The sequence below is a fragment of the Bradyrhizobium sp. 35 genome, from assembly GCF_023073215.1.
Taxonomy (GTDB): domain Bacteria; phylum Pseudomonadota; class Alphaproteobacteria; order Rhizobiales; family Xanthobacteraceae; genus Bradyrhizobium; species Bradyrhizobium canariense_D.
This window is the reverse complement of sequence record NZ_JADPJC010000110.1, coordinates 1-25,337: the sequence shown is the minus strand read 5'-3', so window position 1 is coordinate 25,337 and position 25,337 is coordinate 1. Positions and strand designations below refer to the sequence as shown.

At 58.6% G+C, this 25,337-nt stretch carries 20 protein-coding genes and 3 pseudogenes; 4 read left to right on the top strand and 19 right to left on the bottom strand.

The genetic code is table 11. The features are described 5' to 3' along the window. Positions 1-187: 187 nt before the first annotated feature. On the bottom strand, positions 188-391 hold the full coding sequence (locus IVB36_RS22730; RefSeq protein WP_247393018.1) for an ABC transporter substrate binding protein: 204 nt from the start codon (positions 389-391) through the stop codon (positions 188-190). A 112-nt stretch (positions 392-503) separates the two neighbouring features. Beyond that, complete coding sequence (locus IVB36_RS22725; RefSeq protein WP_247393017.1) at positions 504-1,004, bottom strand: nuclear transport factor 2 family protein; 501 nt, start codon at positions 1,002-1,004, stop codon at positions 504-506. Between the two features lie 207 nt (positions 1,005-1,211). Between IVB36_RS22725 and IVB36_RS40175 the strand changes: the two are divergent. Then, a pseudogene (locus IVB36_RS40175) lies at positions 1,212-1,409 on the top strand (winged helix-turn-helix domain-containing protein); the annotation flags it as partial. A 234-nt stretch (positions 1,410-1,643) separates the two neighbouring features. Further along, a complete protein-coding gene (locus IVB36_RS22715; RefSeq protein WP_346731060.1) occupies positions 1,644-2,441 on the top strand; it encodes a tetratricopeptide repeat protein in 798 nt (265 codons plus the stop codon). Between the two features lie 139 nt (positions 2,442-2,580). On the opposite strand, the gene IVB36_RS22710 is transcribed toward IVB36_RS22715, so the two are convergent. The 11 genes and pseudogenes from IVB36_RS22710 to IVB36_RS22660 form a co-directional block, all read right to left on the bottom strand. Further along, a complete protein-coding gene (locus tag IVB36_RS22710; protein WP_247393016.1) occupies positions 2,581-3,714 on the bottom strand; it encodes an ABC transporter substrate-binding protein in 1,134 nt (377 codons plus the stop codon). A gap of 78 nt (positions 3,715-3,792) precedes the next feature. Then, positions 3,793-4,767, bottom strand: a complete 975-nt coding sequence (locus IVB36_RS22705; RefSeq protein ID WP_247393015.1) for an ABC transporter substrate-binding protein — start codon at positions 4,765-4,767, stop codon at positions 3,793-3,795. A 43-nt stretch (positions 4,768-4,810) separates the two neighbouring features. Continuing rightward, complete coding sequence (locus tag IVB36_RS22700; protein WP_247393014.1) at positions 4,811-5,122, bottom strand: hypothetical protein; 312 nt, start codon at positions 5,120-5,122, stop codon at positions 4,811-4,813. 193 nt (positions 5,123-5,315) lie between these two features. Further along, a complete protein-coding gene (locus tag IVB36_RS22695) occupies positions 5,316-6,302 on the bottom strand; it encodes an ABC transporter substrate-binding protein (RefSeq protein ID WP_247393013.1) in 987 nt (328 codons plus the stop codon). A gap of 432 nt (positions 6,303-6,734) precedes the next feature. Beyond that, a complete protein-coding gene (locus IVB36_RS22690; RefSeq protein WP_247393012.1) occupies positions 6,735-7,715 on the bottom strand; it encodes an ABC transporter substrate-binding protein in 981 nt (326 codons plus the stop codon). 325 nt (positions 7,716-8,040) lie between these two features. After that, the gene (locus IVB36_RS22685; protein ID WP_247393011.1) at positions 8,041-9,291 is read right to left on the bottom strand and encodes a response regulator; all 1,251 of its coding nucleotides are present in this window, start codon (positions 9,289-9,291) and stop codon (positions 8,041-8,043) included. Beyond that, complete coding sequence (locus tag IVB36_RS22680; protein ID WP_247393010.1) at positions 9,288-9,677, bottom strand: response regulator; 390 nt, start codon at positions 9,675-9,677, stop codon at positions 9,288-9,290. The genes IVB36_RS22685 and IVB36_RS22680 overlap by 4 nt, the downstream gene beginning before the upstream one ends. Continuing rightward, positions 9,674-11,533: an ATP-binding protein gene (locus IVB36_RS22675; RefSeq protein ID WP_247393009.1), complete on the bottom strand. Its 1,860-nt coding sequence runs from the start codon at positions 11,531-11,533 to the stop codon at positions 9,674-9,676. The genes IVB36_RS22680 and IVB36_RS22675 overlap by 4 nt, the downstream gene beginning before the upstream one ends. 49 nt (positions 11,534-11,582) lie before the next feature. Then, positions 11,583-12,236 (bottom strand): annotated as a pseudogene (locus IVB36_RS22670) (HAMP domain-containing histidine kinase); the annotation flags it as partial. Positions 12,237-12,357: 121 nt separating this feature from the next. Beyond that, on the bottom strand, positions 12,358-13,353 hold the full coding sequence (locus IVB36_RS22665) for an ABC transporter substrate-binding protein (RefSeq protein ID WP_247393008.1): 996 nt from the start codon (positions 13,351-13,353) through the stop codon (positions 12,358-12,360). Between the two features lie 831 nt (positions 13,354-14,184). Next, positions 14,185-14,382 carry a hypothetical protein gene (locus tag IVB36_RS22660; RefSeq protein WP_247393007.1) on the bottom strand — a complete coding sequence of 66 codons (198 nt, stop codon included), beginning with the start codon at positions 14,380-14,382 and terminating at the stop codon, positions 14,185-14,187. 872 nt (positions 14,383-15,254) lie between these two features. On the opposite strand from IVB36_RS22660, the gene IVB36_RS22655 reads away from it, so the two are divergent. Continuing rightward, the gene (locus IVB36_RS22655) at positions 15,255-16,568 is read left to right on the top strand and encodes an adenylate/guanylate cyclase domain-containing protein (protein ID WP_247393006.1); all 1,314 of its coding nucleotides are present in this window, start codon (positions 15,255-15,257) and stop codon (positions 16,566-16,568) included. 229 nt (positions 16,569-16,797) lie between these two features. Here the strand turns inward: IVB36_RS22655 and IVB36_RS22650 are convergent, their stop codons facing one another. From IVB36_RS22650 to IVB36_RS22625, 6 genes and pseudogenes are all read right to left on the bottom strand, one after another. Then, positions 16,798-18,624, bottom strand: a complete 1,827-nt coding sequence (locus IVB36_RS22650) for a caspase family protein (protein WP_247393005.1) — start codon at positions 18,622-18,624, stop codon at positions 16,798-16,800. Positions 18,625-18,899: 275 nt separating this feature from the next. Beyond that, complete coding sequence (locus tag IVB36_RS22645; protein WP_247393004.1) at positions 18,900-19,337, bottom strand: ABC transporter substrate binding protein; 438 nt, start codon at positions 19,335-19,337, stop codon at positions 18,900-18,902. 832 nt (positions 19,338-20,169) lie between these two features. Continuing rightward, positions 20,170-20,619: pseudogene (locus IVB36_RS22640) on the bottom strand (transposase); the annotation flags it as partial. Positions 20,620-20,740: 121 nt separating this feature from the next. After that, a complete protein-coding gene (locus tag IVB36_RS22635) occupies positions 20,741-20,944 on the bottom strand; it encodes a transposase (protein WP_247393085.1) in 204 nt (67 codons plus the stop codon). Further along, positions 20,941-21,189, bottom strand: coding sequence for a hypothetical protein (locus IVB36_RS22630; RefSeq protein ID WP_247393003.1), 249 nt, complete (start codon positions 21,187-21,189; stop codon positions 20,941-20,943). Before IVB36_RS22630 ends, IVB36_RS22635 begins: the two co-directional genes overlap by 4 nt. Before the next feature lie 265 nt (positions 21,190-21,454). Next, on the bottom strand, positions 21,455-22,285 hold the full coding sequence (locus IVB36_RS22625) for a helix-turn-helix domain-containing protein (protein ID WP_256467270.1): 831 nt from the start codon (positions 22,283-22,285) through the stop codon (positions 21,455-21,457). 229 nt (positions 22,286-22,514) lie between these two features. On the opposite strand from IVB36_RS22625, the gene IVB36_RS22620 reads away from it, so the two are divergent. Then, entirely contained in the window at positions 22,515-23,291 is a 777-nt protein-coding gene (locus IVB36_RS22620; RefSeq protein WP_247393001.1) for a substrate-binding domain-containing protein, read from the top strand. The last annotated feature ends 2,046 nt before the right edge of the window (positions 23,292-25,337 follow it).

The window sequence follows — 25,337 nt, the reverse complement described above, 5'->3', positions numbered from 1 at the left end:
CCTCGTGAACAAGAGATGGAAATAGATCTTCGAAGGGGAGTGTAACCGGCTGCGCAAGTCAAGCTTCGAGTCACAAGCAGCCGTCAGTCCACGGTCAGCTCGCGGTGGGGTTTACCAGCGACAGCGGACATCAGGGCGGCTCAGGCGGCCTTCGGCTTAGGGCGGCCAGAAGCGGACCTCTCCTATTCTATTGGATGACCTCATCGGCCAGCCCCAAGAGCGACGGCGACACGAGGATACCAAGCGACTTCGCGGCTTTTCGGTTGATCACAAGGGTGAACCTGCTTGCTTGCAGAACAGGCAGCTCGCTAGGCTTGGTGCCCTTTAAAGCCTTGGCCGCGTAGGCGCCAGCGCTTCGATATTTCTCCAGAGGATCAGTGGAATACGACATGAGAAGGGTCGCCGGCTCCGCTGCTTGGCATCTTGTGCCTAAATAGATAAGGCAGGTTTTTTCCCAGCTGCTCAAGCTTAAGGTTGCCACGGGCCATCTGGGGACGTCACCACTACGGGGCGGGTGCTGGAATGGGTAGTATGCTTGAGACCTTCCAGCCAGCGGCGGTCTTGATCAGTACCTGATTCATCAGAAACCTCGTCTGCTGAGCTGGTTGGCCTGCTGGACCAATCGCGAAAGTGATCGGGAGGTAGACTTGCGCAGCACCATCGCCGAGCATGATGACCTTTAAGCCGGCAGTGTCGGGGTCAAGTTGCCAAGTTCCCTGATATAAGGCAGCGAACCGCTTCAGTGCTGCGTCCTTGCCCCAGATCGGTGCCCCGCGAGTGATCCAGAGGAAATCAGGAGATGTTAGCAACAGTCCTTCCACTGCTTTGACATCGTGCGCGTTTTGCGCCGCTACGAATTGCTCGAACGCTGCTCTAACCTCATCTTCGGATGCTGCGAGAGCCAGCCTTGGTGCAACACACAACGCGGCAATCACCGCAGATCGGCCCAAGATTTTCGCGATGTGGTAAGGCCCGCTCATCGTCCGCCGCGTTTTTTTGCTCATAGTATGGTCCTCCGTCGCGGGTTCACGAGAGCGACCATGGCGATCCCTGCCTTCCCGGTCCTTGCAGGGGGCTTATATTTTTCCTGTAATTTTCCTAAGCTGAAGCATGGGTACGGATAGAGGCGATGACCAGATATTTGATTTTGGGGACTTCACCCTTTCACCCAAGGAGCGCCTGCTGCTGCACGGTGACGACCTGTAAGTCTTACAGCCAAGTCCTTCGATCTCCTCGTAGCCCTTGTTCGCCGTCGCGGTCACCTCGTCACGAAGGACGAGCTACTGGATGAGGTGTGGCCTGACACAATCGTTCAAGAGGTCAATCTGACTGTTAACATCTCTGCCTTGCGGAAAGCTCTTCGGCGTGGTCGAGCAAACCAAGACCTAATTCGCACGGTATCGGCGCACGGATACCGGTTCGTCGCACCGGTTCGTGTTCGCAACTCAATCCTGACTCATCAGGTCGACCAGGCTGCGACTTCAAATGCGGATGCGTATCGCGCTTATTTGCAAGGTCGCCACGAGTGGAGCCAAAGATCCGAACCAGCGCTAAAGCGCGCCATAGCTCAATTCCAGCATGCTGTTTCGCTCGATCCTGATTTTGCAGCAGCCTATTCTGGGCTTGCCGATTGCTACGCAACGATGGGCTCACTTAGCTATGTCGCGCCGACAGACGCGTCTCCTTCTGCGCGACGGTACGCAACCCGCGCACTTGAGCTCGATCCGTCGCTCCCTGATGCGCATGCTTCACTCGGGTTTGTCGAGTTGTACCACGATTGGAACTGGTCAGCTGCGGATATCCAGTTTCAACGAGCGATTTCACTTGATCCAGGGTATCCACCCACCCGTCAATGGTATGGCACCTATTTGATGGCCGCCGCCCGCCCCACGGACGCGCTCGCCGAAATGCATCGGGCTCGCCAGCGTGATCCGCTGTCCTTGCCGATCAACACCGACATTGGCTTTTGCCACTATTACGCCGCCCAATACGACGAGTCGGTCAAGCAACTAAGGTTAGTTTTAGAAATCAATGCCGGGTTCCCACCGGCGCATCTCTGGCTTGGACGAAGCTATCAAGAGCTTGGAAGGTATGATGAGGCGATTGCCGCGTTTGGTCATGTTGAGAACATGCTGCCAGAATGGTCGGTCCCGTTAGCCGCTCGCGGCTTTGTCGAAGGCATCGCCGGACGTACTTCGGACGCCAGAGCAACCCTGCGGAAATTGGAAATGCTCTCGGAACGAAAGTTCGTCACATCTTATGGCCTCGCGCTGGTCCATGCAGCTCTTGGCGACACGGATGGCGCGTTTGCCTGTCTCGACACGGCTTTTGCCGAGCGGTCTAACTGGCTGATATGGCTGCGACTTGACCCGCGTTGGAAAACTCTGCGGCTCGATCCACGCTTCAAGGAATGCGTGAGCCGTATTGGGTATCCGGAATGAACAGAGCAGTGGGTCAACTACGAACACTCAACGCCCGCAAATCTGGTCCGCGCGGCCTTGCGGACCGAACAGCTATCAAGGGGTGCCGCCAATTCGGCGGTGGGCCATCTGCAGATGCACCGAGATAAACCGCACGGAGCTACTGGATTAGCTCATCAGCAAGCAGCAGGATTGATGGTGGTATTGTCAACCCGAGGGACTGCGCGGTCTTGAGATTGACGACTAAACGGAAGCGCGTCGGCTGTTCAAGTGGCAGATTGGCGGGCCTCTCGCCTTTCAGGACGCGCTCCACCAAGCTCGCCCCCCGCTCAGCGGTCTCTACCTCGTCCGGACCATAGGACATAAGGCCTCCGTCCCGCACGAAGCTATCCGCCTCATAGATGGCAGGCAAGCGATGCCTCGCCGCAAAGTCAAAGACGCGTTTGCGATTGAGAGCGGTGAGCGCGTCCGCTACCATCAATAACCCATCTGGCATGGAGCGTTCCATGCTCGCAAACGCATCTTCGAAATCATCGGGCTCGCGTACGCCTAATGCCATCACTGTGATGTTCAACTGCTTTGCCGCAGCCGCAGATGCTTCATAGCGCGCGGTCATTCCGGGGTTACCTGCATTCCACAGCAATGCTACGCGTTGAAGTCCAGGCGCGGCGTTCTTCAGCAATTCGAGGCGCTTCGGCGCGAGCTCGGCTGCGACATCGGAAATACCCGTTATGTTTCCTCCCGGTCGATTGAGACTGGCGACGAGATGCGTTTGCACGGGATCACCAGTGGCAAAAATCACAGCTGGAACCGTACTGGTACCCTCCTTCACTGCAGCAGCGACAGGATAGCTGATGGCAATTATGACGTTGACCTTCGCTGTAACCAGCTCCGCCACGAACCCCGGTAAACGGTCGAGATGCCCTTCAGTGGCTCGTTTGACCAGCTCGAGGTTGACCCCCGGAGTAAAGCCATTCTGCGCGAAGTGGTGAGTTAGTTGGTCCGTGAGCCTGCCTGGGTAAGTGTCCGGCGCGAAGCTCCCTGCGCTTATGACGCCGACGCGGTAAAGCTTCGGCGCCTGCCCGAGCCCAGCCATGGGCCACGCGAGCGGCAAGACTGCTAGACCCCCAAAGGCTGAAAGCAGCTGGCGTCGTTCCATCGCGGTACCAATGACCTGAATGATGAGCGCCTCAATGTAGCACGCCTCCATATCGGCCGTGCAGGATTTCACGGCCGCATTGAGAAACAATCCCTGGCGATGCCCGCTTCGCGTCAATCTCTGCTTAAAGCGCACGCGAGGACGGTCTGCTGTCCCCTCTAGACCTGACGCTCGCCAGCAGCCGCCGAAGGGTGTCCCTGGGCCAACTAGGAGTCATTCAATGACTTCATCCGCCGACGCTAAGAGAGATGCCGGCAAGTCCAGTCCAAGCACTTTTGCTGTCCGCAAGTTAAGGACAGTTTCAAACGTCGTTGGCCGTTCGATTGGCAATTCCTCTGGTCGTGCCCCTTTGAGGATTCGGTCTACGTAGGACGCCAATCGATGGTAGGAATCGGACAACTTTGGGCCATATGTGCAGAGCGCGCCGCTTCTGGCAAAAATCGGCCAGCCTGATATGACCGGTACCCGATGTTGCATCGCGAATTCGATTATTTTGTTGCGATTTTGGATGGCAAATCCGTCGGCGAGGACCGAGATCGCTTGAGGAGGGCTACGGTCCAAAGCCGCGAGTGCGGAAACGAGTTGATCCTGGGTTGCCGTGGCAAAGAAATCGGCCGCGATGCCCAGCTGCTTAGCCGTGTCCTCTGAGTATACACGTTCGATGTGTGAGCCCGGATGTTCGGGGTTGCCGATGATCGCAACGCGCTGCAAGTGTGGAACCGCATCTCGCAAGATTTGCAGTCGCTTGGCGTTGAGTTCGGCCGCCATAAACGTTAGGCCTGTCATGTTGCCGCCCGGGTGCGAAAGGCTGGTCGCAAAACCAGCGAGCACAGGGTCTCCACTGAAGACGTATACCGCAGGTGTAGATAGCTTCAGCTGATTCACCAAAGTCACGGCGGACCCTTGGACAACCAAAAGGTCAACGGGCCTGCTAACCAGCTCGAAGGCAAGGCTCGGCACGCGAGTTAGATCATCGTCGCCATACCGGTAGGTGATTTCCAGATTCACGTTCTCAACATAGCCAAGCTGTTTGAGGCCGCTTCTAAACACGTCGACAAACGGCGCGAGGCTCGGCTCGCGCTGAGCCGTAAGAAACCCTATTCGGAATATTCTACCCGCTGCCTGTACCGGTTGCTGGTCCGCAAACACAAGTATGAGGCTCGAAAGCAAAAAAGTGCGTCGATCCATCGGCTCGTCCTGACCACAAGAGTTACCAAAGTTGATGGCACCATCAAACAACCTCGGCCAACGGTCCAGAGGGACAGACCTCGGCTTTGTATCGGCGGTCGTTCAATTCTTGCGCGAGCGTGCTCAGCTTGTTCGTGTCACCGTCGGCAAATCGACGCTTGAAGGCGATGTTCTGTCCCTCGACATATCCAAACACACGTAGCGCCGGAATGAACGCGTCGAGCGTGGCAAGACTGGCGTCAGTTCTGTCGCCGCGGCCCTCCGACAGAACGCCGATCTGGAACTGCGAGTCGGCGGCGATCGGCCAACTCCCGACCTCGCTGATGAGGAGTTTGATGAGCTCGCGCCGCGTCATTTGCCACCCCGACATAGCACCGGCCATGGTAGCGATAAACATTCGTCACTGGAAGGGCGCAAGGTCAGTCATGACCGCTTAGCCTCCACAAGCTCCCTCCCCTGGCTAGACGCCAGACGTCCTTCGGTCGACCTCGACCTCCGGACAATCGCCGCCGCCTGGCGCCATCAGCATTTACGAACGCCTCCCGATCTCACTCAATCAGTTCGTCCGACTCTATGAGAATGGATGGTGGTACCGGAAGGCTGAGTGCTTTCGCAGTTCGCATGTTGATGACCAGCTCGAACTTCGTCGGCCGCAGGACTGGAAGATCGACCGGTTTCGCTCCGCGGAGGATCTTGCCCGCATAGACGCCGACCTGGCGGTAGGCGTTGGCGAGGCTGGCACCATAACTCATTAGCCCGCCATCCGCCGGAAACTCCCGAATGTGGAAGATGCCGGGCAATTGTTGACGAGACGAGAGAGCAATGATCTTGGTCCGCCGAGAGTCGAAGAATGGATCGTTCTGCACCATCAACGCCCCAACGCCAGCTTTATTCAGCGCCGCGAAACCCGCCTCGATCTCAGCATCCGTTGTTGCGCTCTGCACCACTATCTCGCGGCCGAGCGACTGAGCCGCGCTCACTACCGATCGTCGGAACTCGTCGAACGCTTCCATTCCGAAGGCCGGGTTGAGCAAAAGACCCACAAGACGAGCCGAGGGGACCAATGTGCAGAGAAACTCCAGCCGTTTGGCGCCGAGATCGCCCGTGAAGAAGTTCACACCAGTGGCCGTGCCTGGCCGATTCATACTTGCGACCAGACCGGCGCGCACTGGATCCTGGCCGACGACGAAGACAAGCGGCACGGGAAAGCCAGCCGCCTTGGCTGCGAGTGCGGCCGGATCACCGGTGGCAATGATGACCGAAAGCGGTCTGCCCCGCAGATCGGCGACAAGGGGCCCCAACTGACTGTAGTCGCCCTTCGCCCAGCGATACTCGATGGCGACGGTACGACCTTCGACGTAAGCCATTTCCTCGAGCCCGCGGCGAAAGCCGTCCATGTGAACCGTAGCTTCTTCGGGAGAGCGCGTGCTAACTAATCCGATCAGCGGATGCGCAGCTAGTTGTTGGGCGCTCGTAACAACCGGCAAGGTGGCCGAAAAAGCCGCAACTCCCCCAATGAATTCTCGCCGTCGCATTTGTCACTCCAAGATACGCCCAAGCGTTTGGATGCATAATGTCAGCGCTCGGCTCCTAGGTGATTTCGCGCTGAAGTTTTTAAGCTGTGCATGTCACGTACGGCTCAATCGCGTCGCCCTGAGAGTTCGTGATTTCCGTTCCTCGCTGCACGCGAGGCTAATAATGGAAGTGGCTTCCCTCCGTCGTAATGCTGGCGAGCAACCAAAATGGCTGCAGTGACTATCCGGCAGTTCGGACTGATTAAGGGTCGCAGAAGGTCAGCTTGGAGTCAAAAAGAGCCTTGGCTAGTCCTGAGCTTCTAGGGCGCACCAAATCGAGAGCACCGCCCGATACCTGAGAAGAGAGTTGAAGTTGACAATGCGTTGCAACAGCAGAGCAGGTCGGAGCCGGAACTGACTTGAGTGGACATGCCCTACCCCTCCAGAAGCGGTCTATTCGATGACTTCATTGGCCCGCGCGAGCAGTGACATCGGCACGGTTACGCCGAGGGTATTTGCAGTTTTAAGGTTGACGATCAGCTGAACTGCCGTGGATTGTATTACCGGCAAATCTGCCGGCTTGTCGCCCTTCAGGATCCGACCCGTGTAAGTGCCCGCCAGACGATAGACATCTTCAACATTTCCGCCATAGCTCACCAATCCTCCGGCCTCGGCATACTCACGCCTGTCGAAAATGGTGAAAATTGCATAGCGTTTCGCCAGATCAACGAGTTGGGCGCGCCGGCTGAATAGAAACGCATCCGTGTCGACGAGAAGAGCACTTCTCCGTCGTTCACCGAGTTCTGCAAGAGCTACATCGATTTCGCTTTCAGTTGTTGCATTCACCGTATCGAGTTGCAGCCCGATGTTGCGAGCCGCCGCTTCCAACGCTCTGGACTGAGTTTTCGCATTGGGATTCACTGGGTTAACCAGCGCGGCAACAACACCTGTGTTCGGGAGCAGTTCATGAAGCAGCTCCAGCCGCTTCGAAACTACCTCGACATTCAACGTGACCGCGCCGGTCACGTTGCCTCCAGGTCGGTCCAGGCTGGCAACAAGCCCTAACTCAACAGGATCGCTGCTGGTCGTAAAGACGATGGGAATTTGCGCGGTTGCCTTTTTTGCCACGAGGTTCGCAGGGGTGCTTGTCGCGACGATAACGGCGACGCGCCGGCCAACCAGATCAGCCGCCAACGCAGGCAGCCGATCGTAGTGGCCCTCCGCCCACCGGTACTCGATTTCGACGTTCTGCCCCTCAACGTAGCCGGTTTCGGCCAGCCCACGGCGAAATGCCGCGACGAAATGGCCATATCCCTGCGGCGATGTGCCATTGATGAATCCAATGACTGGCATCATCGGCTTCTGCGCCCACGCCGCGAGCGGCCAAGCCGTAGCAGCGCTGCCGAGTAACGAGACGAACTCGCGCCGCTTCATGTGATCATCCTGTTGGGATTGCCGGTGACGCAGGACCTTGCGCTTAAAAAGCGGAGAATGGAACAGCTTATAAGGATAGCCGCGCTTGCGCGCTCCCAAGAAGACGCAGGCCAAACTGCGGAGGGAGCTGACCGGAGCAACTCTGGTCCGCCCTTGATTCCTAAGCTGACCTCGACGAGGTGTGCGGCTACTGCGTTGATGGGCCAGAAGCGGTTTTCGCGAGAACGGAACAGGAAGGTGGATGCGGCTGCCACCGAGATCTTACCACGCCGCCAAATAATTGGTGATGCGTGGACAATCCTCGGGCGCGGTGGTGCGGGGACTTCTACTCAAACTGAATGCGGGCGCCCTTGGCACCGTTGAGTAACCGCTTGAGGTGAAATCCGGCCAGCGTGTCGTCGGCATGCAGGCCGACCAGTGCAGCAAAGGCCGGCATCGCCGTTGCATCGCCGGCCTCCAACTTGGTGAAAGCCTCGACATATTGCGCGGTGGAAGGCGCCCTGAAGGCCACGTCCTGGAGTGGCTCAAAAGCACTTAGCGGCTCGCTGCGTCCGCGCAACATAATTTCACCGACTGGCCGTCCCTGAAAATTGCCCGCGGCTTTGGCCGCCGCTGCGCTGACGCAAATGCGGGTGCCGAGATACTTGTTGGCTGCCTCGAGCCGGGCCGCGGTATTGATGGTATCGCCATAGGCGGTGTAGTCGAAGAACCGACTGCCGCCAAAGTTGCCGACCAGCGCCGCCCCCGCATGGACACCGATGCGCGTTGCACCAAACTCAACCCCCGTTTTTTTCCAGCGTTCTCGGAACATTTGGGCTCGGATGTCGAGGTCATGAGCGCAGCTAATGGCTCGTTGGGCATAGTCGGGCTGTTCGCCTGGAGCATTGAACAGCACCTGGATCGCGTCGCCTATGACCTTGGCGACCGTGCCCTCATGAGCGAACACCACATCAGTCATACCGCCCACATATTCGTTGAGCAGCGCGCCCAGCACTCCCGGAGCTACAGTCTCTACGAGGGGGGTGAAGTTGGTGACGTCGGTGAAGATAGTTGCAATCTCCCGCCAGTGCACCTCCATACCGTCGCCGTCGCCTATAGCCGCGAGACGGCTCGCTATCTGTGGCGAAAAATAACGAGATAGCGAGGCGTGAGCGCGTTCGGCTTCGAGCTGGCGGCGGCGGGCCTCGCGCATCGTCTGGACGTGACTGATGGTCTTGTTGATCGTCATCTCAAGGTCGTCGAAATCGATCGGCTTGGTCAAGAAGTCGAAGGCACCGCGGTTCATGGCCGTTCGAATGTTGCTCATGTCGCCGTAAGCAGAGACGATGATGGTCGATTTCTTGTCCTTCTGCTCCTGCAGCTTGGCCAGCAGCGACAGCCCGTCCATCCTGGGCATATTGATGTCGGATACCACCATGTCGACATGGGGATGCTGCTCGATCGAGGCTAACGCCTCGATGCCATCATGCGCAAAGAGGAACGCCATTGCCCCTTCACGGATCTGGCGACGAAATTTCTGCAGCACCAGGGCCTCGAGATCAGGCTCATCATCGACGACCAGGATAGTCGCGGTCATGCAGCTTGGCCCAGTCGATTATCGATTTCGATCCGGAGCAGCGCGAAGTCGATCGGCTTGGTCAGCATTCCGACCGCGCCGTTCTCGATGGCCTTGCGGCGCGTTTCAGCATCGCCGTAGGCGGTGATCATGATCACGGGCACATCAGGGCGCTGGGCACGTACTTTTGGCAACATCTCGAGTCCGCTCATGCCAGGCATGTTGATGTCGGAGAGGATCAGGATCAATGAGGGATCTCTGACCTCAGCGGCACGCGCCAGTGCTGTGGCCGCCGACGGGGCGAATTCCATCTGAAAGCGGCCAGATTTCAGATCGCGGCGGAACTGCTGACGGAACAGGGGCTCGACGTCGGGCTCGTCGTCTACGACGAGTATGTAAACGCTCAATTTTTTTCTCCGCTAGTCGTCGGATCGGTCCTGCTTTTGGGCAGCGTGATAACGAATTCGGTAAACGCGCCGGGCTCGGTGGCGACGTCGATTGTACCGCCGTGCTGCTTCACGATGATGTCGTGGCTCATTGACAGTCCCAGGCCGGTGCCTTCGCCCGCCGGCTTGGTTGTGAAGAAAGGATTGAAGATCTTCTTTCTCACCTCGGGAGGAATGCCGGTGCCGTTGTCGCGGAACCGTATCTCTACCTTGTTGCCCAAGCTCCTGGTCACGGCGCTTAAGATGGGCTCGAAGTTTTCGTCACCAGTCTCCTTGCGCTTGGCGGCGGCATAGAACCCGTTCGAGATCAGGTTGAGGAAGACCCGAGTAATCTCCTGCGCATAGACGTCGATCTGGCCCGCGGCGGGATCGAGGTCGCGTTCGAGTGTAATGTTGAAGCCCGCCTTCTCGGCGCGTGCGCCGTGGAAGGCGAGATTGAGGCTTTCCTCTACGATCGCGTTGATGTCGGTGGGCCGGTGCTCACCCGAGCCTTCGCGGGAATGCAGCAGCATGTTCTTGACGATCGAATCGGCTCGCCTGCCGTGCTGCACCACCTTTTCCAGGTTGCCCTTCAGCATAAGGGTGAGTTCATCGACTCCCTCGCGGGTCTCGCCATCGAGCGCCGCCGGCTTCAGCAGGTCGTTCAGCTCCCCAATCAATTCCCCCGACAAAGCAGCGAAATTGTTGACGAAATTGAGCGGGTTCTTGATCTCATGGGCGATGCCAGCGGTAAGCTGGCCGAGCGAAGCGAGCTTTTCGGTCTGCACCAGCCGGTCCTGCGCAGTGCGCAACTCCTCGAGCGACCGTGCGAGTTCTTTGGTCCGCGCCTGAACCTCGTCGAACAGCCGGACGTTTTGAATGGCGATGACGGCCTGGTCCGCAAAGGTGGTGATGAGCTCGATCTGCTTTTCGCTGAAGGGGCGCTTCTCCCGCCGCGTCAGCACGAACACGCCTATCGGCACGCCCTCACGTAGTAACGGAACAGCAATTCTTGATTGCGCTGGATCCGGATCTCCTCGCAGTGGCGAAAGACCATCGTTAAGTACTGTCGTTTTAGCTTCGGACAAAGCGCGTCCAACTGCTGTCGCTCCACCCGGCGTGAAACGATAGCCATCCAGAAACTTCCTTTTTTTAACGCTAAGCCCGCAACTTGCCGCCAGTCCGAAGGCACCGTCTCTGGGTTGCAGAATGAGCCCTTCATCTGCCTCGCACAGTCGTGCTGCTGATTGTACGAGCGTATCGAGCACCGTTTGTAAATCGAATGTCGAGCGGCTGATGACCTTGAGAACGTCGGCCGTTGCGGTCTGCTGTTGCAGTGCCTCGCTCAACTCCGAAGTGCGCTGCTCGACCTTGTTCTCAAGGTCCGCATAGGATTCCTGAAGCCGCGCACCCATCTTGTTGAATTGATTCGCAAGACTTTCGAGTTCATCGCCGGTCGTGATCGAGATACGCTGAGCGAAATCGCCATCGCCAATTCGTTCCGCGCCAGCGCTTAATGCCTTGATCGGACCAACCATACGGCGCGCCAGGAAAACTCCGGCTAGAATGGCAAAGAACAATGCGCCGGCAAGTACGATCGAAAGGCGCTGCAGGGCAAGGTACAGCGACGAATAGGCTTCATTGACCGGCAGCTCGACAAACATGGTCCAGCCCAGCGGCACGATCGGCGCGGACGCTGTCAGCACCTCCTGACCCTGAATATTCAGCGAGCCTTGCAACGCATCGGCGTCGTTCGCACTGCCGGCGCGCGCAGCCTGGACCTGCACTAGTTTCGACATATCCGTGTTGCGCAGCACCACTGATGTCTGGATGCGCAATCAGCCGTCCTTCCGAACCCACTACATAGGCATGCCCGCGTTCGCCGACCTTGATTTGCGAGACCACTTCCCAAATGAACTTCAGATTGACTTCGGCGATGCTGACGCCGGCGTCCTTGCGGGTGCCGGCCAGTGACAGAGTCATGTAAGGCTCCGACTCCCGTCGGAAGTAGACGGGGCCGTAATAGACCTTGTTGGCAACCGCTTCGGTGAACTTCGGATCCTTGGATAAGTCGAGGCCGGAGTCCACGATATCCATGGCGAGGCGCGACACTCGCAAACGCTCCTTGCCCGTCGAGTCGATTTGCGAAAGTTCGGTAACGGCCGGCACCTGCCGCAGCAGCCTAAGAGCATCAAAACGCCGGTCCTGCAGCGAGCCAGCCGACCACGGTAGCTGAGTGGTCCAGCCGAGCTGGCTTTCGATTTCCTTGATAAACTGGCCGATCTTGGCCGCCGCGGCCTCGGCCTGCTCGTGCTGAATCCGGATCAGGGCCGCCTTGTGCTCGCGGTAGTAGAAGAAAACTTCGAATATCCCGTTCGAAAGCAGCGCGAGTCCCACCACCACCACGAACAGGGCGACATATTTGGCGAACAGGCGGGCACGGACTTTCGGCGGCGCTGACTGCACAGCAGGTGCGTCCGGCCGGGCGGAAGCCGCCAGCGTCCGTCCTTCCGATGTGTCCGGTTGTAGCGAAATGCTCATCCCGGCCACGGTATCAAGAAGAATTGGCATTGTCGCCTGCGGGAGCCATGCCTAAACCGGGGTGAACCGCCCTGGCCGTTCGCCAACTTGGCCGCTCCGACCAACTCGGAAATAATTGTTCTCACTCGAGTACCCCGTCGGCGCGGGCGAGCAGCGCGGCAGGAATTTCGATGTCAAATGTCTTCGCAGTTTTGAGGTTGATAAAAAGTTCAAACTTAGTGGGTTGTTCGACCGGCAAGTCAGCAGGCTTCGCGCCTTTAAGTATCCTGTCCACGTAGGCAACGCAGCGTCGATTGAAGTCGATGATGTCCGCTCCATACGACATCAACCCACCGAGTTGTACAAATTCTTTGCCCATAGCCATTGTAGGCAGCCGATGCTCTGCCGCGAGGTCAACAATGCGCTTTCGTTGATTGAAAAGCATCGGGCTCGGAAATATGAGAAGGGCATCGGCACGCTCTGCGGCAACCGCGGAAAACGCGCGATCTAAATCGTCGGGGACGCGCACAGCAACAAGTCGAAGGTGCACTGCCAAGGTGAGTGCCGCCTCCTTTGCTTCCTTAACCATGTCATTCATCGTGCGTTCGCCATAGGCGCCGGGATGCCAGAGCGCGGCGACTTGCGAAGCGGTGGGCAGCGCTTCCTTGAGCAGGGCTAGGCGCTTGGGGACAAGCTGCGGTCCAAGGAAAGTTGACCCGGTGATGTTCCCACCCGGTCGAGCGAGACTAGCAACGAGCCCGTCTCCGACAGGATCGCCCATAACCGGAACGACAATGGGAGTATTGCTGGTTGCTTGCTGCACGGCACGCGCCGCGAGCGAATTCGATGCGACGATGAGATCAACATTAAGACTTACCAGTTCACTTGCGAGAACCGGAAACCGCTCGACATTCAAGTCCGCCGCTCGGACCTCTAGGATCACGTTCTGACCAGCGATATAGCCGTATTCGCGGAGTCCCTGATCGAAGGCTTTTAGAATTGCGCGCGCCTCGGGAGATTCAAGCGAACCCGTCACAAGAAAGCCAATCCGCGGTACGTTTTTAGGCTGCTGCGCCGAAACCGCGAGCGGCCACGCTGCTACTCCGCCAATAACATGAAAAACGTCTCGCCGCTTCATGGGCTCCCTCATCGTCGGGAAGCAGCATCGTATCGGCTAAAAGGAGTACATTGATAGGGGGAAATCAGCTTCGCTATCGCAAATTGAGACCGACTCACGTCCGGTTCGAGTGAAAGGCGGCGGGGGTGCTCCGGAGGCCATGAGTTCTGTTCTATCGCCGACTCCAGACCTGCCGATGTACGCGCCAATGATGCGATGGGCCACACACGGACGTCTGCGACGCGGGGCCATTGCCGGGTGACGATTTAAACGATCCGAATAATTAGTTGGCTTGCGCGAGCCAGGTGATCAACGGATAGGGAAGGGTAAGTCGCCCGTTGAAAAGGGTGTGAACGAGCCAAGAGGGAGAGAGCGATTCGTAGCCCAGACGCAGCGTGTACGTTTCAGACCCAGCAAATCATCGCTGCACCCCAAACGAGACCGAGCGGAATAATGTGGTTGGCAGCAAAGATCACGGTGCCGAAGGCCAAGATGCTGGAATTTTGCCAACCGTTTCGACCCAGGCAAGATACCAAGAGGCCAAAGTAGAGGATTTCTTCGGTCAGCGGTGTTGTCACAACGAAAAGAAAAACAACAATTGCGACTGACTTCGCGTCATGAATATCGATCGGAACATTCTGACGTCGATTGCCAGTTACGCTAGTCAGTCACGATCGGCACGCCGACGGCGACGATCCCGAAACCTATGAGGCTCGCGGCGACGGCGAGGAGCGTTAGTCTTCGAAACTTCAAGGCGTCAGAGCGTAACCCCTGCCGCGCTGTCCAGACCCATGCCAATGCTACAGCAAGCCAACTGCCAACTGCGTACGACAGCAGGCCACGAGCCTGATGCTAGGTGAGGGAGGCAACTCGGCGGGCACCGTGTACGATGAGCCGCATCGCCCAGATAGCAAGTCCGATGGCCATCACAATGATGGCCAGCGCCATAGGTGCCAGAACCAGCATCAAAGCAATCATGCTCTGACGCCATTCTAAGCCGGAGCGAGAAATGAGGTTCAGGCTGGCCGGCGACCCCTGGGTTTGCGACATGCGACTAAATTACCCCCTCGCTCGTCGCGCCTGAGGATAGAACAACGTTTGCGAGTCATCCAGTCGTTGCACCAACTAAGGGAGCCAAAGCGTTGGGTTAGGCTCCAAGCGGCAGTAGGCGCCCGCCTGGATCGACGTCCGGATTAGCCCTGATAGCCGACCGGACACTTCCGTCAGTTGAGGGCCGTTAGGCGCGGTTTCGGCGCGGGGCTGCGAACTTTCCATTACTTTGAAAGAGCGAGCGTCCTCGGCTTCGGGGCCCGCGAATCCGGTAGACGGACGAAGCCTAGACAAACGTGAAAAGTAACGGCTAGTCATTCGCATGGGCTGGATTCCGAATTGCCTGCGACGGGCAGATGTCAGGCTGCGGCCTAGGGCCGGCGCTCAGGTCGACTTACAACCTTTGACGGAGCGCAGCGGTCGATGGCTGAAGGCGAACTTGTTTCGCTTCCCGGGCGCGGTGTGGTCGCGAAAACGGGGCTGTGTGGAGCTGTCTGAGGGCGACGTAATTGCGCTGCATCTTGTTGTCGAGCGGATCACGGAAGCCGGGCTGAAGGTGCGGCTGTCGGGGCGCCTTCGCGGCTGGGACGGTGCGTCGCCTGTTTGGACTTTGCTGGTGCGCAAACGTTAACGGATCGGGCCCTCCTGAATCGCACTTCGACGAATGACGGTTTGGGGCAGAAGGGGAGGTTTCGCAGCGCGCGCAATGGCCGGTCTTCATTAGGAAACGGAATTGCACCGACCAGGTTTGCACGTCAGCTACAGGTCAAAAACCCGAAGATGACAACACTGGCACTTGCCGTTTTTCCGTCGTAGGACCAAGTTTCGCATTTCCGCCCAGGAAAAACCCGGTGAACCAGCGGGGAACGCTCATGCAGCCGATTACCCAATACGCCAAAAGCGGCAATGTTCACATTGCTTATCAAACATTTGGTGCGGGCCCGATCAATGTGGTGATGGTTCCGGGATTTGTGTCAAACGTGGAGAACTACTGGGAGCAGCCCGACTTCGCGCGCTTCCTTCGCCGGTTGAGTAGCTATGCCCGGGTAGTGACTTTCGACAAGCGCGGCACCGGTGGCTCCGATCGCGTCAGCGAGCTGCCCGGCCTGGACGTACGGATGGACGATCTCCGCGCGGTCATGGATGCCGCCGGCATGGAGCAGGCGGCGCTACTCGGGATTTCGGAGGGCGCGCCCCTGTCTGTGTTGTTTGCCGCGACCTATCCAGAGCGTTGCCGAGCGCTGGCACTATACGGCAGCTTTTCGCGCTTCTCCTACTGGTTTCCAAGCGACCAGGCGCTCGCAAACTTCTTTGGTTATGTCGAGAAAGCCTGGGGTACCGGCGGCAGTATCCAACGGTTTGCGCCGTCGCGCGCCAACGACGCTGCATTCCAGCAATGGTGGGGCCGTAACGAACGCCTCGGTGCCAGCCCGGCTGCGGTCACCGCGCTGATGCGTATGAACAGCCAGATCGACATCAGCGGCATCCTTCCAGCCGTCCGTGTACCGACGCTTGTGCTTCATCGCACGGAAGACCAGGTCGTCGATGTCGCCGGGGGGCGCGACGTGGCCGCCCATATTCCGGGCGCCAAGCTCGTCGAATTTCCGGGGATCGATCATCTCTTCTACGTCGGCGACGGCTCAGAAAAGATCTCGGACGCGATTGAGGAGTTCTTCACCGGCGCCCCCGCGCGCATTGAGTCAGATCGCGTGCTGTCCACGGTTTTGTTCACCGATATCGTAGGCTCGACGGAGAAGGCTGCAAGCCTCGGCGACCAGCGCTGGCGTAATCTGCTCGACGACCATCATACTACGATCCGGCGCGCGCTTGCTCGTTTCCGTGGCCGTGAGGTGAAAACGACCGGCGATGGTTTTCTCGCAACTTTTGACGGCCCGGCGCGTGGCGTCCGCTGCGCTTGCACCATCGCGGATGAGATCAAGCTGCTCGGCATAGACGTCCGTGCTGGACTTCATACCGGCGAGTGCGAAGTGATCGGTGAAGATGTTGGCGGCATCGCTGTTCATATAGGTGCGCGGGTTGCGGCGCTTGCCGGTCCAAGCGAGGTGTTGGTGTCGAGTACGGTCAAAGACTTGGTAGCGGGTTCTGGTTTACGCTTCAACGACCGCGGCATCCAATCCCTTAAGGGGATCCCTGGTGAGTGGCGTATATTCGCAGCTGAACGATAGAAATATCTCCCATGAGCAGCCGGCCACCGCGCCCGGGTGCGAAACACTTCTGGGTCAACCGGCGAGCCGACCTTCGGAGACGGGGCGTGCTGGGAACCCCACGGATACGATGGTGCAGGTCCTTCAATCATGCCTGATCATCAGCCAGCCGCTCATGTCTGCAATGGGTGGCCAGAACCGGACATTAGATGGGATCTCTCCTCAGGTCCGCTCGGCCGCGAGCGTAGCTTCACTTCCTCCCCGCCATCAATCGCCCGAGACAGGCGTTGAATGACTCGGTACTGCCTCCGGCACCATTGCGCCCGTACTCCCATTTTCCGCTCGCTTGATCGCACCGTCCACCAATTTCCAGTGCGCACCGCTGACTGATGCTGACACAGCGGTTGCCGCCGGGCGAGCGCCCTTCGGTCGGCTTGGAGGTCGTCGGCTCCGGTCTGGCGGCAAGCGTACCCTCCTTTTTCCGGGCTGCCGTGCCGTCGTCCCTCGTTCTCGAGACGCACTGGCCCTTCTCGTTTAAGACCTCCGTGCCGTGGCACGTGAGCCTAACGCAGCGGTCGTCAACCGCCGTGAACCCGTGCTCGCAAAGTTGGGGGCAGATGCGACCCTGCCTTGCCTTTATAGCCTCGAGCAGGTCGAGGCTGGCGAGCTTGTCATCGAATTTGGTCCCCGCGGATTTGTTGAACCTCAACACCGATTGCTGCGAGGATGAACTCCACTCACCTTCCGCCGGTCCGGTGAAGCAGCCGACGCGGCGGAGCCCAAGCTGTACAAGCTTGTTGATGTCCTCCGGCGAGCGCGCAGGTTGGCTTGTAGCCGGCGTCAGTGCGGCGACGTTCTGCTGGCTGTTGGCGGGACGCTGCCGGTCGACCGCTTTTTGGTCGTCCGGGTTCGCGGCTGCCTTTTCCGCCGCAGCTTCCGCTTCCTTGCGCCGTTGCTCAGCTGCTGCGGCCTTCGCCTCTACGATCTGCTTGGAATTTTCAGCTGCAATCCGGGCGTCCTCGGCAACCTTGGCAGCGGCCGTGGCCTTGTCTTGCTCAGCTTGCCTTGCCCGGTCGGCCGCGAGGCGAGCCTTTTCCTGTTCGGCGAGACGGGCTCTTTCCGCAGCCTTTACTCGTGTCTCTTCAGCCGCCACTCGATCCAATTGTCCCCGGGCGAGGCTGGCATAAAAGCCGTCCGGATACTGAGTCAGGAACGCAGTCCAGACTTCTCGCGTTCCGACCTGGCGCGCCAGCTCGTAGTCGCGCCGAACGGCATCTTGCGTGGGCTGCTGCGAGGTTGCCGCGGACTTCGTCGGGACCAGGGAAACGTCTTCGCCACCTAGTGATCCGTAGACGTAGGGCTCCTGCTTGTAGCCGGTGTTCTTCAGGACGTCGTCGCGTACGAATCCAAATGCCTTGCGCAGGTCGAGGCCAGGAGTTGGCAGTCGCTCGACTATAGCCGCCGCAAACGGGCTATTCCTGGACCCGCCATCCGAGGCGGTCGACCCGGCCTTGGCTGCAAAGGCGATCATGGTGTTCGGGCTGGTCGGCTCGACCTTGGCTAGGCCACGCCCGATTGCGCGCGCCGCAACGGTCCGCTTCATAGATTTCGCGAATGGATTGTCCCGACAGGCGTCCAGGATAACGAGCCGCAGCTGTTTGGCAGGCTCGACAGCGAACAGAGCGCGGTCGAGCGCTACCGTCTCGTCTAGAACGTCGCTGTCCGTTTCCAGCGTCGCGTCGGTGGGAATAAGGTAGTTGGTTCCGTCCAACTCAATGCCGTGACCGGCATAGTAGATGACTGCAACATCCGCATCTCGCGTTCGGCCGCCGAAGTCACGCAGAGCTTTCCGCATCTCCGTGGCGTTGAGATCGGCCTTGATATCGATCCAGTCGAACCCGGCCTTCTTGAACATGCCCCCGACTAACGTGGCGTCGTTCGCTGGGTTGGCCAGCCGGGGCACACTTTTATAGGCGGAGTTGCCGATCACTAGCGCGACACGGCGCTCGGCAAGCGCCGATCCGCAGCCGAGCCAAGCCGCAATAAACAGCCAAGCCAATAACCGAAGCGCGCCCACTCGCAGCCCCAAATCACACTGCGAGCAGAGTATTCGCACCCTGGCGGAAGGCAAGAGGCTTGTCTGTGACGTCGATGACGATCTCCTAGGGCGCGCTCAAAGGCGATATCGGGCTCGGCGGCCGGAGGTCTGCAATGGGTCCAGTATGCGAACAACTCAACGTGAGCAAATCTGGTCCGTCATGCCTCGGTAGCGGACCTCGTGGAGGACTGCCGCCACTTCGCCAATGGGGTGGTCATTAGCGGGCATCGCTGAGCGCTTAGTGTACGTCCGCTTTAAACAACTCGTCGGCCCTCGCGACCAAATGCTGAGGAACAGATAAGGTTGCCGCCAGGATGTAAAAGAGGCGAGTATAGTTTGGTTTCGACGCCGCCGCGGCTGGAGAGCACGACAATGGGAATTGTCGCACTTCTGAGTCCGGGGTAATTTCCCACAGCCACGATCTGGTCGACATTCTGCCGCACGAGATCGGCAGCCATCTCGGGCAGAAGTTCCGAATGTCCTTTTGCCTCCCGCCATTCGATGGCAAGATTGTTGCCCTCCGAATAGCCGCGATCACTTAATTCGCGAACGAAGCCGTTTACCCAAGGATAGCTGCTCAAATTAGCCGTCAGATATCCAATTCGGTAAATCTTTCTAGATTGCTCCGCTTGAGCCGCCAGCGGCCACACCGCAGCGCCGCCGAAGGCCGTTATGAACTCGCGCCGCTTCATGTCTGATGCCTCCGCAAAGCCTAGAGACAACCTATCACTCGCCTCAAACTAACACACTGGAACCGGCTGGCTATGACCTCTGCCACAGAATCTCGAGTAGGCGTGCCAGCCGCGCGATGTCCGGTCCGGGTCGCGATGCGAAGAACTCAACCTGAGCAAATCTTGTCCGCCCGGCCTCAACGAGCGGACCTCTTTGAGCGATGCTGCCACTTCGCCGAAGGGCCACAAGCGGGAATGCCGCGGCGCGGGCTTCACCGCGCAAGGAGGGGTGACGTCCCCTTCCCTTCAGGGGCGCGTCATGCCTTTGAAGTGTCGCCGCTTGGTGTGCTCGCGCTCTCCTGGCGCTCCAGCGTCGCAAGAAGGTCGAAGCTGGCTCGCCAGCGCTAGATAGGCATTGGAAATACCGCAAAGCACATTGGCGAAGCGCGCGATCTCTCGCTTTTGGCGCGTTCTCGATATTCTTCAGCGAATGCCCGGCATTCCTCGGCCTTGAGCATCAGTGTTGGCTCGCCCTGTTCAACGCTGCAGGACCTCAAAAAGGACTGCAGCGGACGTTCGGAGCACCCCACGGCCCGCTGCGTCTCTAACCTCGATCTTTGTCATCGAACTTTTGAGGACGTTCGGTTTGTGGAGGATGGCCTCGCCCAAAGCGACCAAGGCTTGTCTTGCTGCAGCGGTCATATCGGGCCTTCGTCGTCGATGATGATCCCGCCATCATGGTGAACGTCGAAGTAAAAACGTGGCATGGCGTTCAAATCGGCGCCCTGCCGGATAGTTCCTAGCTTTGCGGTGGCGCGCCGCTCAGGTCTAGCGTGGCGGTCCGCTGCCAGTTTTCTCGTTGCGCGATCGCCTCCGCCCGGTCCAAAAGGGTGCGCAGCGCGCGGGCTTGGTCGCGCAATCTGCGGCTGTCCAGATCCTCGAGGGTGTGCAACATGCGAGGCGAGAGCACATCGGTGCGCGTCGCGAGGATACCCGGCAACTCTGACCTCAGGGAGCTCAGGCCTTGCCGCACGGCGATGCCCCGCTCCAGCAGGAACGCACGAATCTGATTGATGACGCCGGTGCGCTGACCAACTAATCGCTCGCGCACGCGGTGCAGCACCTGCAGGTCGAGCTGGTCGGCGGTCTTGGTTGCGACGAACTTCATGGTCGGGCGTTGGACCGCTTCGGCGATGGCTTCCGCATCTCGGAAGTCATTCTTCTGTCCGTTCGAATAGGGGCGCACGTATTTCGCCGGCATCAAGCGGGCGTCGTGGCCAAGCATTTGCAGCTTGCGACTGAGAACGTGCTGTTGCTCGGGCCACCGGAAGCGTGTGTGTTTCGGCACGGAATAAGGACCCCGTTTTTTAAGTTTTCGGCATTCAATCGGGGCTCTGACGCATATTCGATGATCGTGTTTGTTTTTATGGCGCGCCAATCAGCCTAGCCTGAAGGAGATCGAGCTTAGCGCGCCCGTACATCTGCCGATTGATCAGCTTGAGCTTGGTGATCTGAGCTTCCACTTGGCCATTGGACCACGGTTGCGTGATAGCCGCGTGCACCGCGCCCTTGTCGTTGGCGATGCCATTCGCGAATGAGCCAATGAGGCTCCGTTTGGATTCGTCTATCCAGGTTCGAGCTCGATCTCGGCCCTCTTTCGGATCATCGCGTGGAAGCGGCCAACGAGAGCGTTGGCATCGGCCAGCATAGGGACGCTTTGTTCAATAGCGGAAACCGTGAGGGTCTCGGCCTTGGTTAGGTGGTCCCGCTTCATCGTCATCAACTGCGCTATCGTCCGGGCGGCGGGACCCTCTGCAATTTGACGGCTGATAATCTCGGCGCGCCGCCGTCGCGTGGCCCATTCCGCCACCACGCGCAGCGATCCCTTAAAGCCTTGCCCTCTCAAACGCCGCCAGAGTTCGGCACCGTTACGACAGCCGCTTTACCACTGTGCGTCCAGGAACGGCAGGTGCCCATCCAGGGTGCTTTGACGGGTGCGGAAGATACCGTACCGCCGCCGCGACTAATTTGGCGAACCAGATTGCGACTATGCCTGTGCGGCGGACGATCTCCTTAAGTGGCACACCGTCCCTGACAAGAGCCGCGATTGCGGCATGGCTGTCCTGGCGCCGCAGGTCTTAACCGCGCGCCGGCCGCGGGGTGACCGCATTGCTGAGTTCAAATTCAGCCGCCGTGGCGTGTCGGCGAAGGCAAGCTGCGATCTCCTCGGTGCGTTCGGGCGAGCGGCGTCGCGCTGTTGGCGTTATCGTAAGTGCGCCACGAGCTACGCCACCAGGAGACCGGATGGTCACGGAGACGGGGCTTGCGCCAGGAATGAGGGACAGCGCGCGGCTTGCAAAGCCTTTCGATCGCGCCATTGCGACCTCCTGTAAGATCCCTTCCGTCGAGAAACCGTAGCGAGAGAAACGCGATCGATTTTTGGCGAGCACTTCGCGCGCCGCTCCGGCGGGCATGCTGGATAGGATCGCAATTCCGGCGTTGGAAACGCCAAGGGGGCGGCGTTCGCCTACATCCCAAGATAGCGCCTGGATAGGGGCGGTTCCCAGCTGTCTTGCGACGCAGACCGTTTCAAGTCCGACACAGCGCGTGAAAAAGCCGGTGTCACCGAGTTCACTGACCGCACTCCGCAGATGAGGACTAACGATATCGAGGAGGGGATCGCGTGATCGCCGCGACAGGGCCAGCAATGGTATCTGTTCGCCGATGACGTATCGCTGAGAGCCCTTTCGCCTCTCAACGGTGTCTTCCGCCATCAAGACACTTAGGATCCGATGTGTCGTGGGCCGAGTGAGCTCCGCCTGCTTGGAAATTTCGCTGAGTCTCAGGCCTGCCTCGCGGGCCGTGGCCAGGATTCGCAACACAGCCAATGCTCTTTGAATACTTTGCGTTCCGCCAGGCCTATCGACCAGTGGGGCGCCGGTGGGATCGCGACTGCCACGGGATTTCATGGGACGCCTGACGATATCGCTCCGCCCTCAGGGGCAGACGTTATCGTGGCACAGCTGCTCGGCAGTGTCCACGATGTGGAACTAGTCTGCGCTTTTCGATTGCGTCGCGGCGGGTTGCGCTACACTCTCCGCGAAAAACTCGGCTTCGGGTGCATAGACTGACACCCTGATCTTTTGAACAGTTGAGTATCTCGCCGAAACCGAAACAAAGCGTACAAGGGGAAAAGCCATGAACCGGCACAACCTACTAAGTACATTTGCGGGAGTTGCGATTGGGCTTGTATCGCTCGGCGTTACGGTGGGAGCTGCCGCCAAAGACCCTGAAGTTAGGCTCCTATCCGCCTCTGCCTTGCATCCCGCAATTGAAGCTCTAGTACCAGATTTTGAAAAATCCTCAGGGTACAAGGTAACGGTCGACTACGGGACCGCAGGTGCTGTGGCGGAGCGTGTTCTAAAGGGTGAGGCTGCCGACCTAATCTTGAGTTCAGTTCAAGCAATTGACCGGCTTGAGATGCAGGGCAAAGTCGTGGCGGGGAACCGCGTCGTTGTCGCAAAGGTCGGTGTTGGCGCGTTTGTGCGCAAGGGTGCCGCGAAGCCCGATATCAGTTCGGCCGACGCTTTTAAACGCGCCATGCTGGCAGCAAGATCGATCGCTTATCCCGATCCATCAGGCGGAGGTGCCAGTGGCATCTACGTGGCAAACTTACTTGAACGAATGGGGATCGCTGGGGAGATGAAATCCAAAACAAGGCTGTCAACGCTTGGAACACTTTATTCCAGCGTGGCCATCGGCGAGGTCGAGATAGGCTTCAATCAAGTCAGCGAAATTCTCGCACAGCCCACTATCGAACTCATTGCCCCGTTGCCGTCAGATATACAGAATTACACCCAGTTCGCTCCGGGGATCATTATCGGTAGCAATCAGGGCGATGCTGCAAAAGCGCTGGTCGCCTTCCTATCCTCGCCTGGCAGCCGGACCGTTCTGAAGGCCAAGGGTTTCGAATAGTGTCGTGAAGTTAGAAAGATGCACTTCTGTCGTGATAATTTGCAGCTCGAACCAGTCCAAGGCGGTGGCTCGTCTCGATTGACGATAAGGTCTACCGAGCCGCACCCTTGAGGATGGCCATCAGAAGCCTCCTATCGAGGCTGCTCAGCATGAACAGTAGCGATGCCAGGAGCCGTGGACATCCTGAGATAGATCATCATGCGCCATGGACAACCCGACAACCCAGTCAGGCGGACATCACGTGCGCCTACTATTAGCAGCAGATTTATGAGTACGCACCCTAAGCGATAGGCGCTGTCTCTCCCCAGGCGCAACCTGTGCCTTGGCCTCGGCTTAGTCCTACAGCCTGCCTACGAGACCCCTAATCATAATCGCTTCCCACGCAGGGCGCGGGTATCGCGATCAGCTTGTCTTTCTTCTCAATCAGCCCAAAGCGGAACTACTCATCAAAAGCGATACCGAGTTGGCTATCCCCCCTCCAAACAATGTGGCAGTTCTTTGCGATTTCCTCCGAAGCTATTGAAAGCAAGAATTTTTCTGGGAACCAAAGGGGACTGCGGACCACGATCCGGGCGCCCTGACTTGAAGTTGAAAACAAAAAGGCCCCTCGAAATAGTGAATACCGCCTTGCGAAGTAATGTCCGAGTTCAGCTACGGCATGAAGCCGAACTTAGTAAACGGCCGAGCGTCCCTGCTCTGACCAAAGATTGAAATTGACCTTGTTCTGCCATTGCGAGCGCGCCAACGACTTCAATTTCCCAAATGAAGGGCCAGCTCTGGTTTTGCGGTCGCAATGACTCGGCCGGCGATATCTACCCGGCCGCCTTCCCGCCAATACGCGGAGCCATTTTATAATCCAGCCTATCCCCTCACTATCGGAACGCCTAGCTCAATTGGCAAGCGCCGCTCGCAGTCGGTCAGAATCAGCACCGCCAGGCCCTCAACGAGAAGCTTTATCAAAGGCGGCGCGACTGAGTGAGAACGCCTTGCACATTCAGAAATGGCTGAGTTCACCAAGGTTGCGTGCCCCTAATTAAAGCAGCCTGCGGCAGAGCAGCGCCATGTAACGATGGGCGATCAGGCCCTGACGTTAGTTCGTGAAGGACACCGCCACAGACAAATACATCCATCGGGAAACTTGGCGCTCTTTGAAAAGCGGTTTGCAGAGGCCAAGGATGAAGCAGGCGCCAAATAGTGGCCAAGCTTCTGGACGAGGAAGAGGCCAAAGACTTGCCGCTCAAGGCGGAGTAAGGCCGCCTCAGTTGTCGTCCTCTTTTATTTGTCTAAGCGGTCCATGTCGCCTAGTGGCCCATCGCGTCTGCTAATGCGGTGCAGCTACATGTCTGTTCATAGGGGCCGCCGGGAAGTTTGCAGCCGAGCGTTAGTTCGACAATTTTGACCCAACGTATGGTCAGGCCGTGCATTGCAAGTGGTTTTGCCTAGCTGGCGGTCAGGGGTCTTGCATCAATGTATCCGTCCTCTCATGACCGATGGATTGCACTGCTTGGCCGTCAGCCGTAGGCTACCCGGTGATCCAGACCGGCGGGAAGGCGGCCCCCGCACGCCGAGGGCCTGCTGGCAATTGCTGTTCCGTTGCGTGATGGCCGACGCGTGATAGGGGCTATCAATATGCTTTGGCTGCGCACCGCACAATCGAAGCATTCGCGGCCCGGTATCTTCCTGATCTTGAAGCCGCAGCGACGGAGATCGTCACTATCTGCATAAAACGCGACATTGACGAAGAACACACGTTTATCGCTAGGGGTGCCTCGTCTGCCCGAGCTCCAAAGCGATGATGGCTATAGCGTCCGGCAATTCGGTAGTTGAGGGCAGATTGGACGTGGCGGAGACACGACCGATTGGACGCGAATGACCCTGGCTGTGTGAAAACGCCGTGCCTGCTATGATTCCGCACTGAATCGGCGGGGGGCTGGCATGGCTCGTTTCGTTCAAGGAGCTGATCGCGGGCAATCTACTTTGTTGCCGGAATGCCTGGACGACTGGGTTGCAGATGACAATCCGGTTCGCGTGATCGACGCCTTCGTT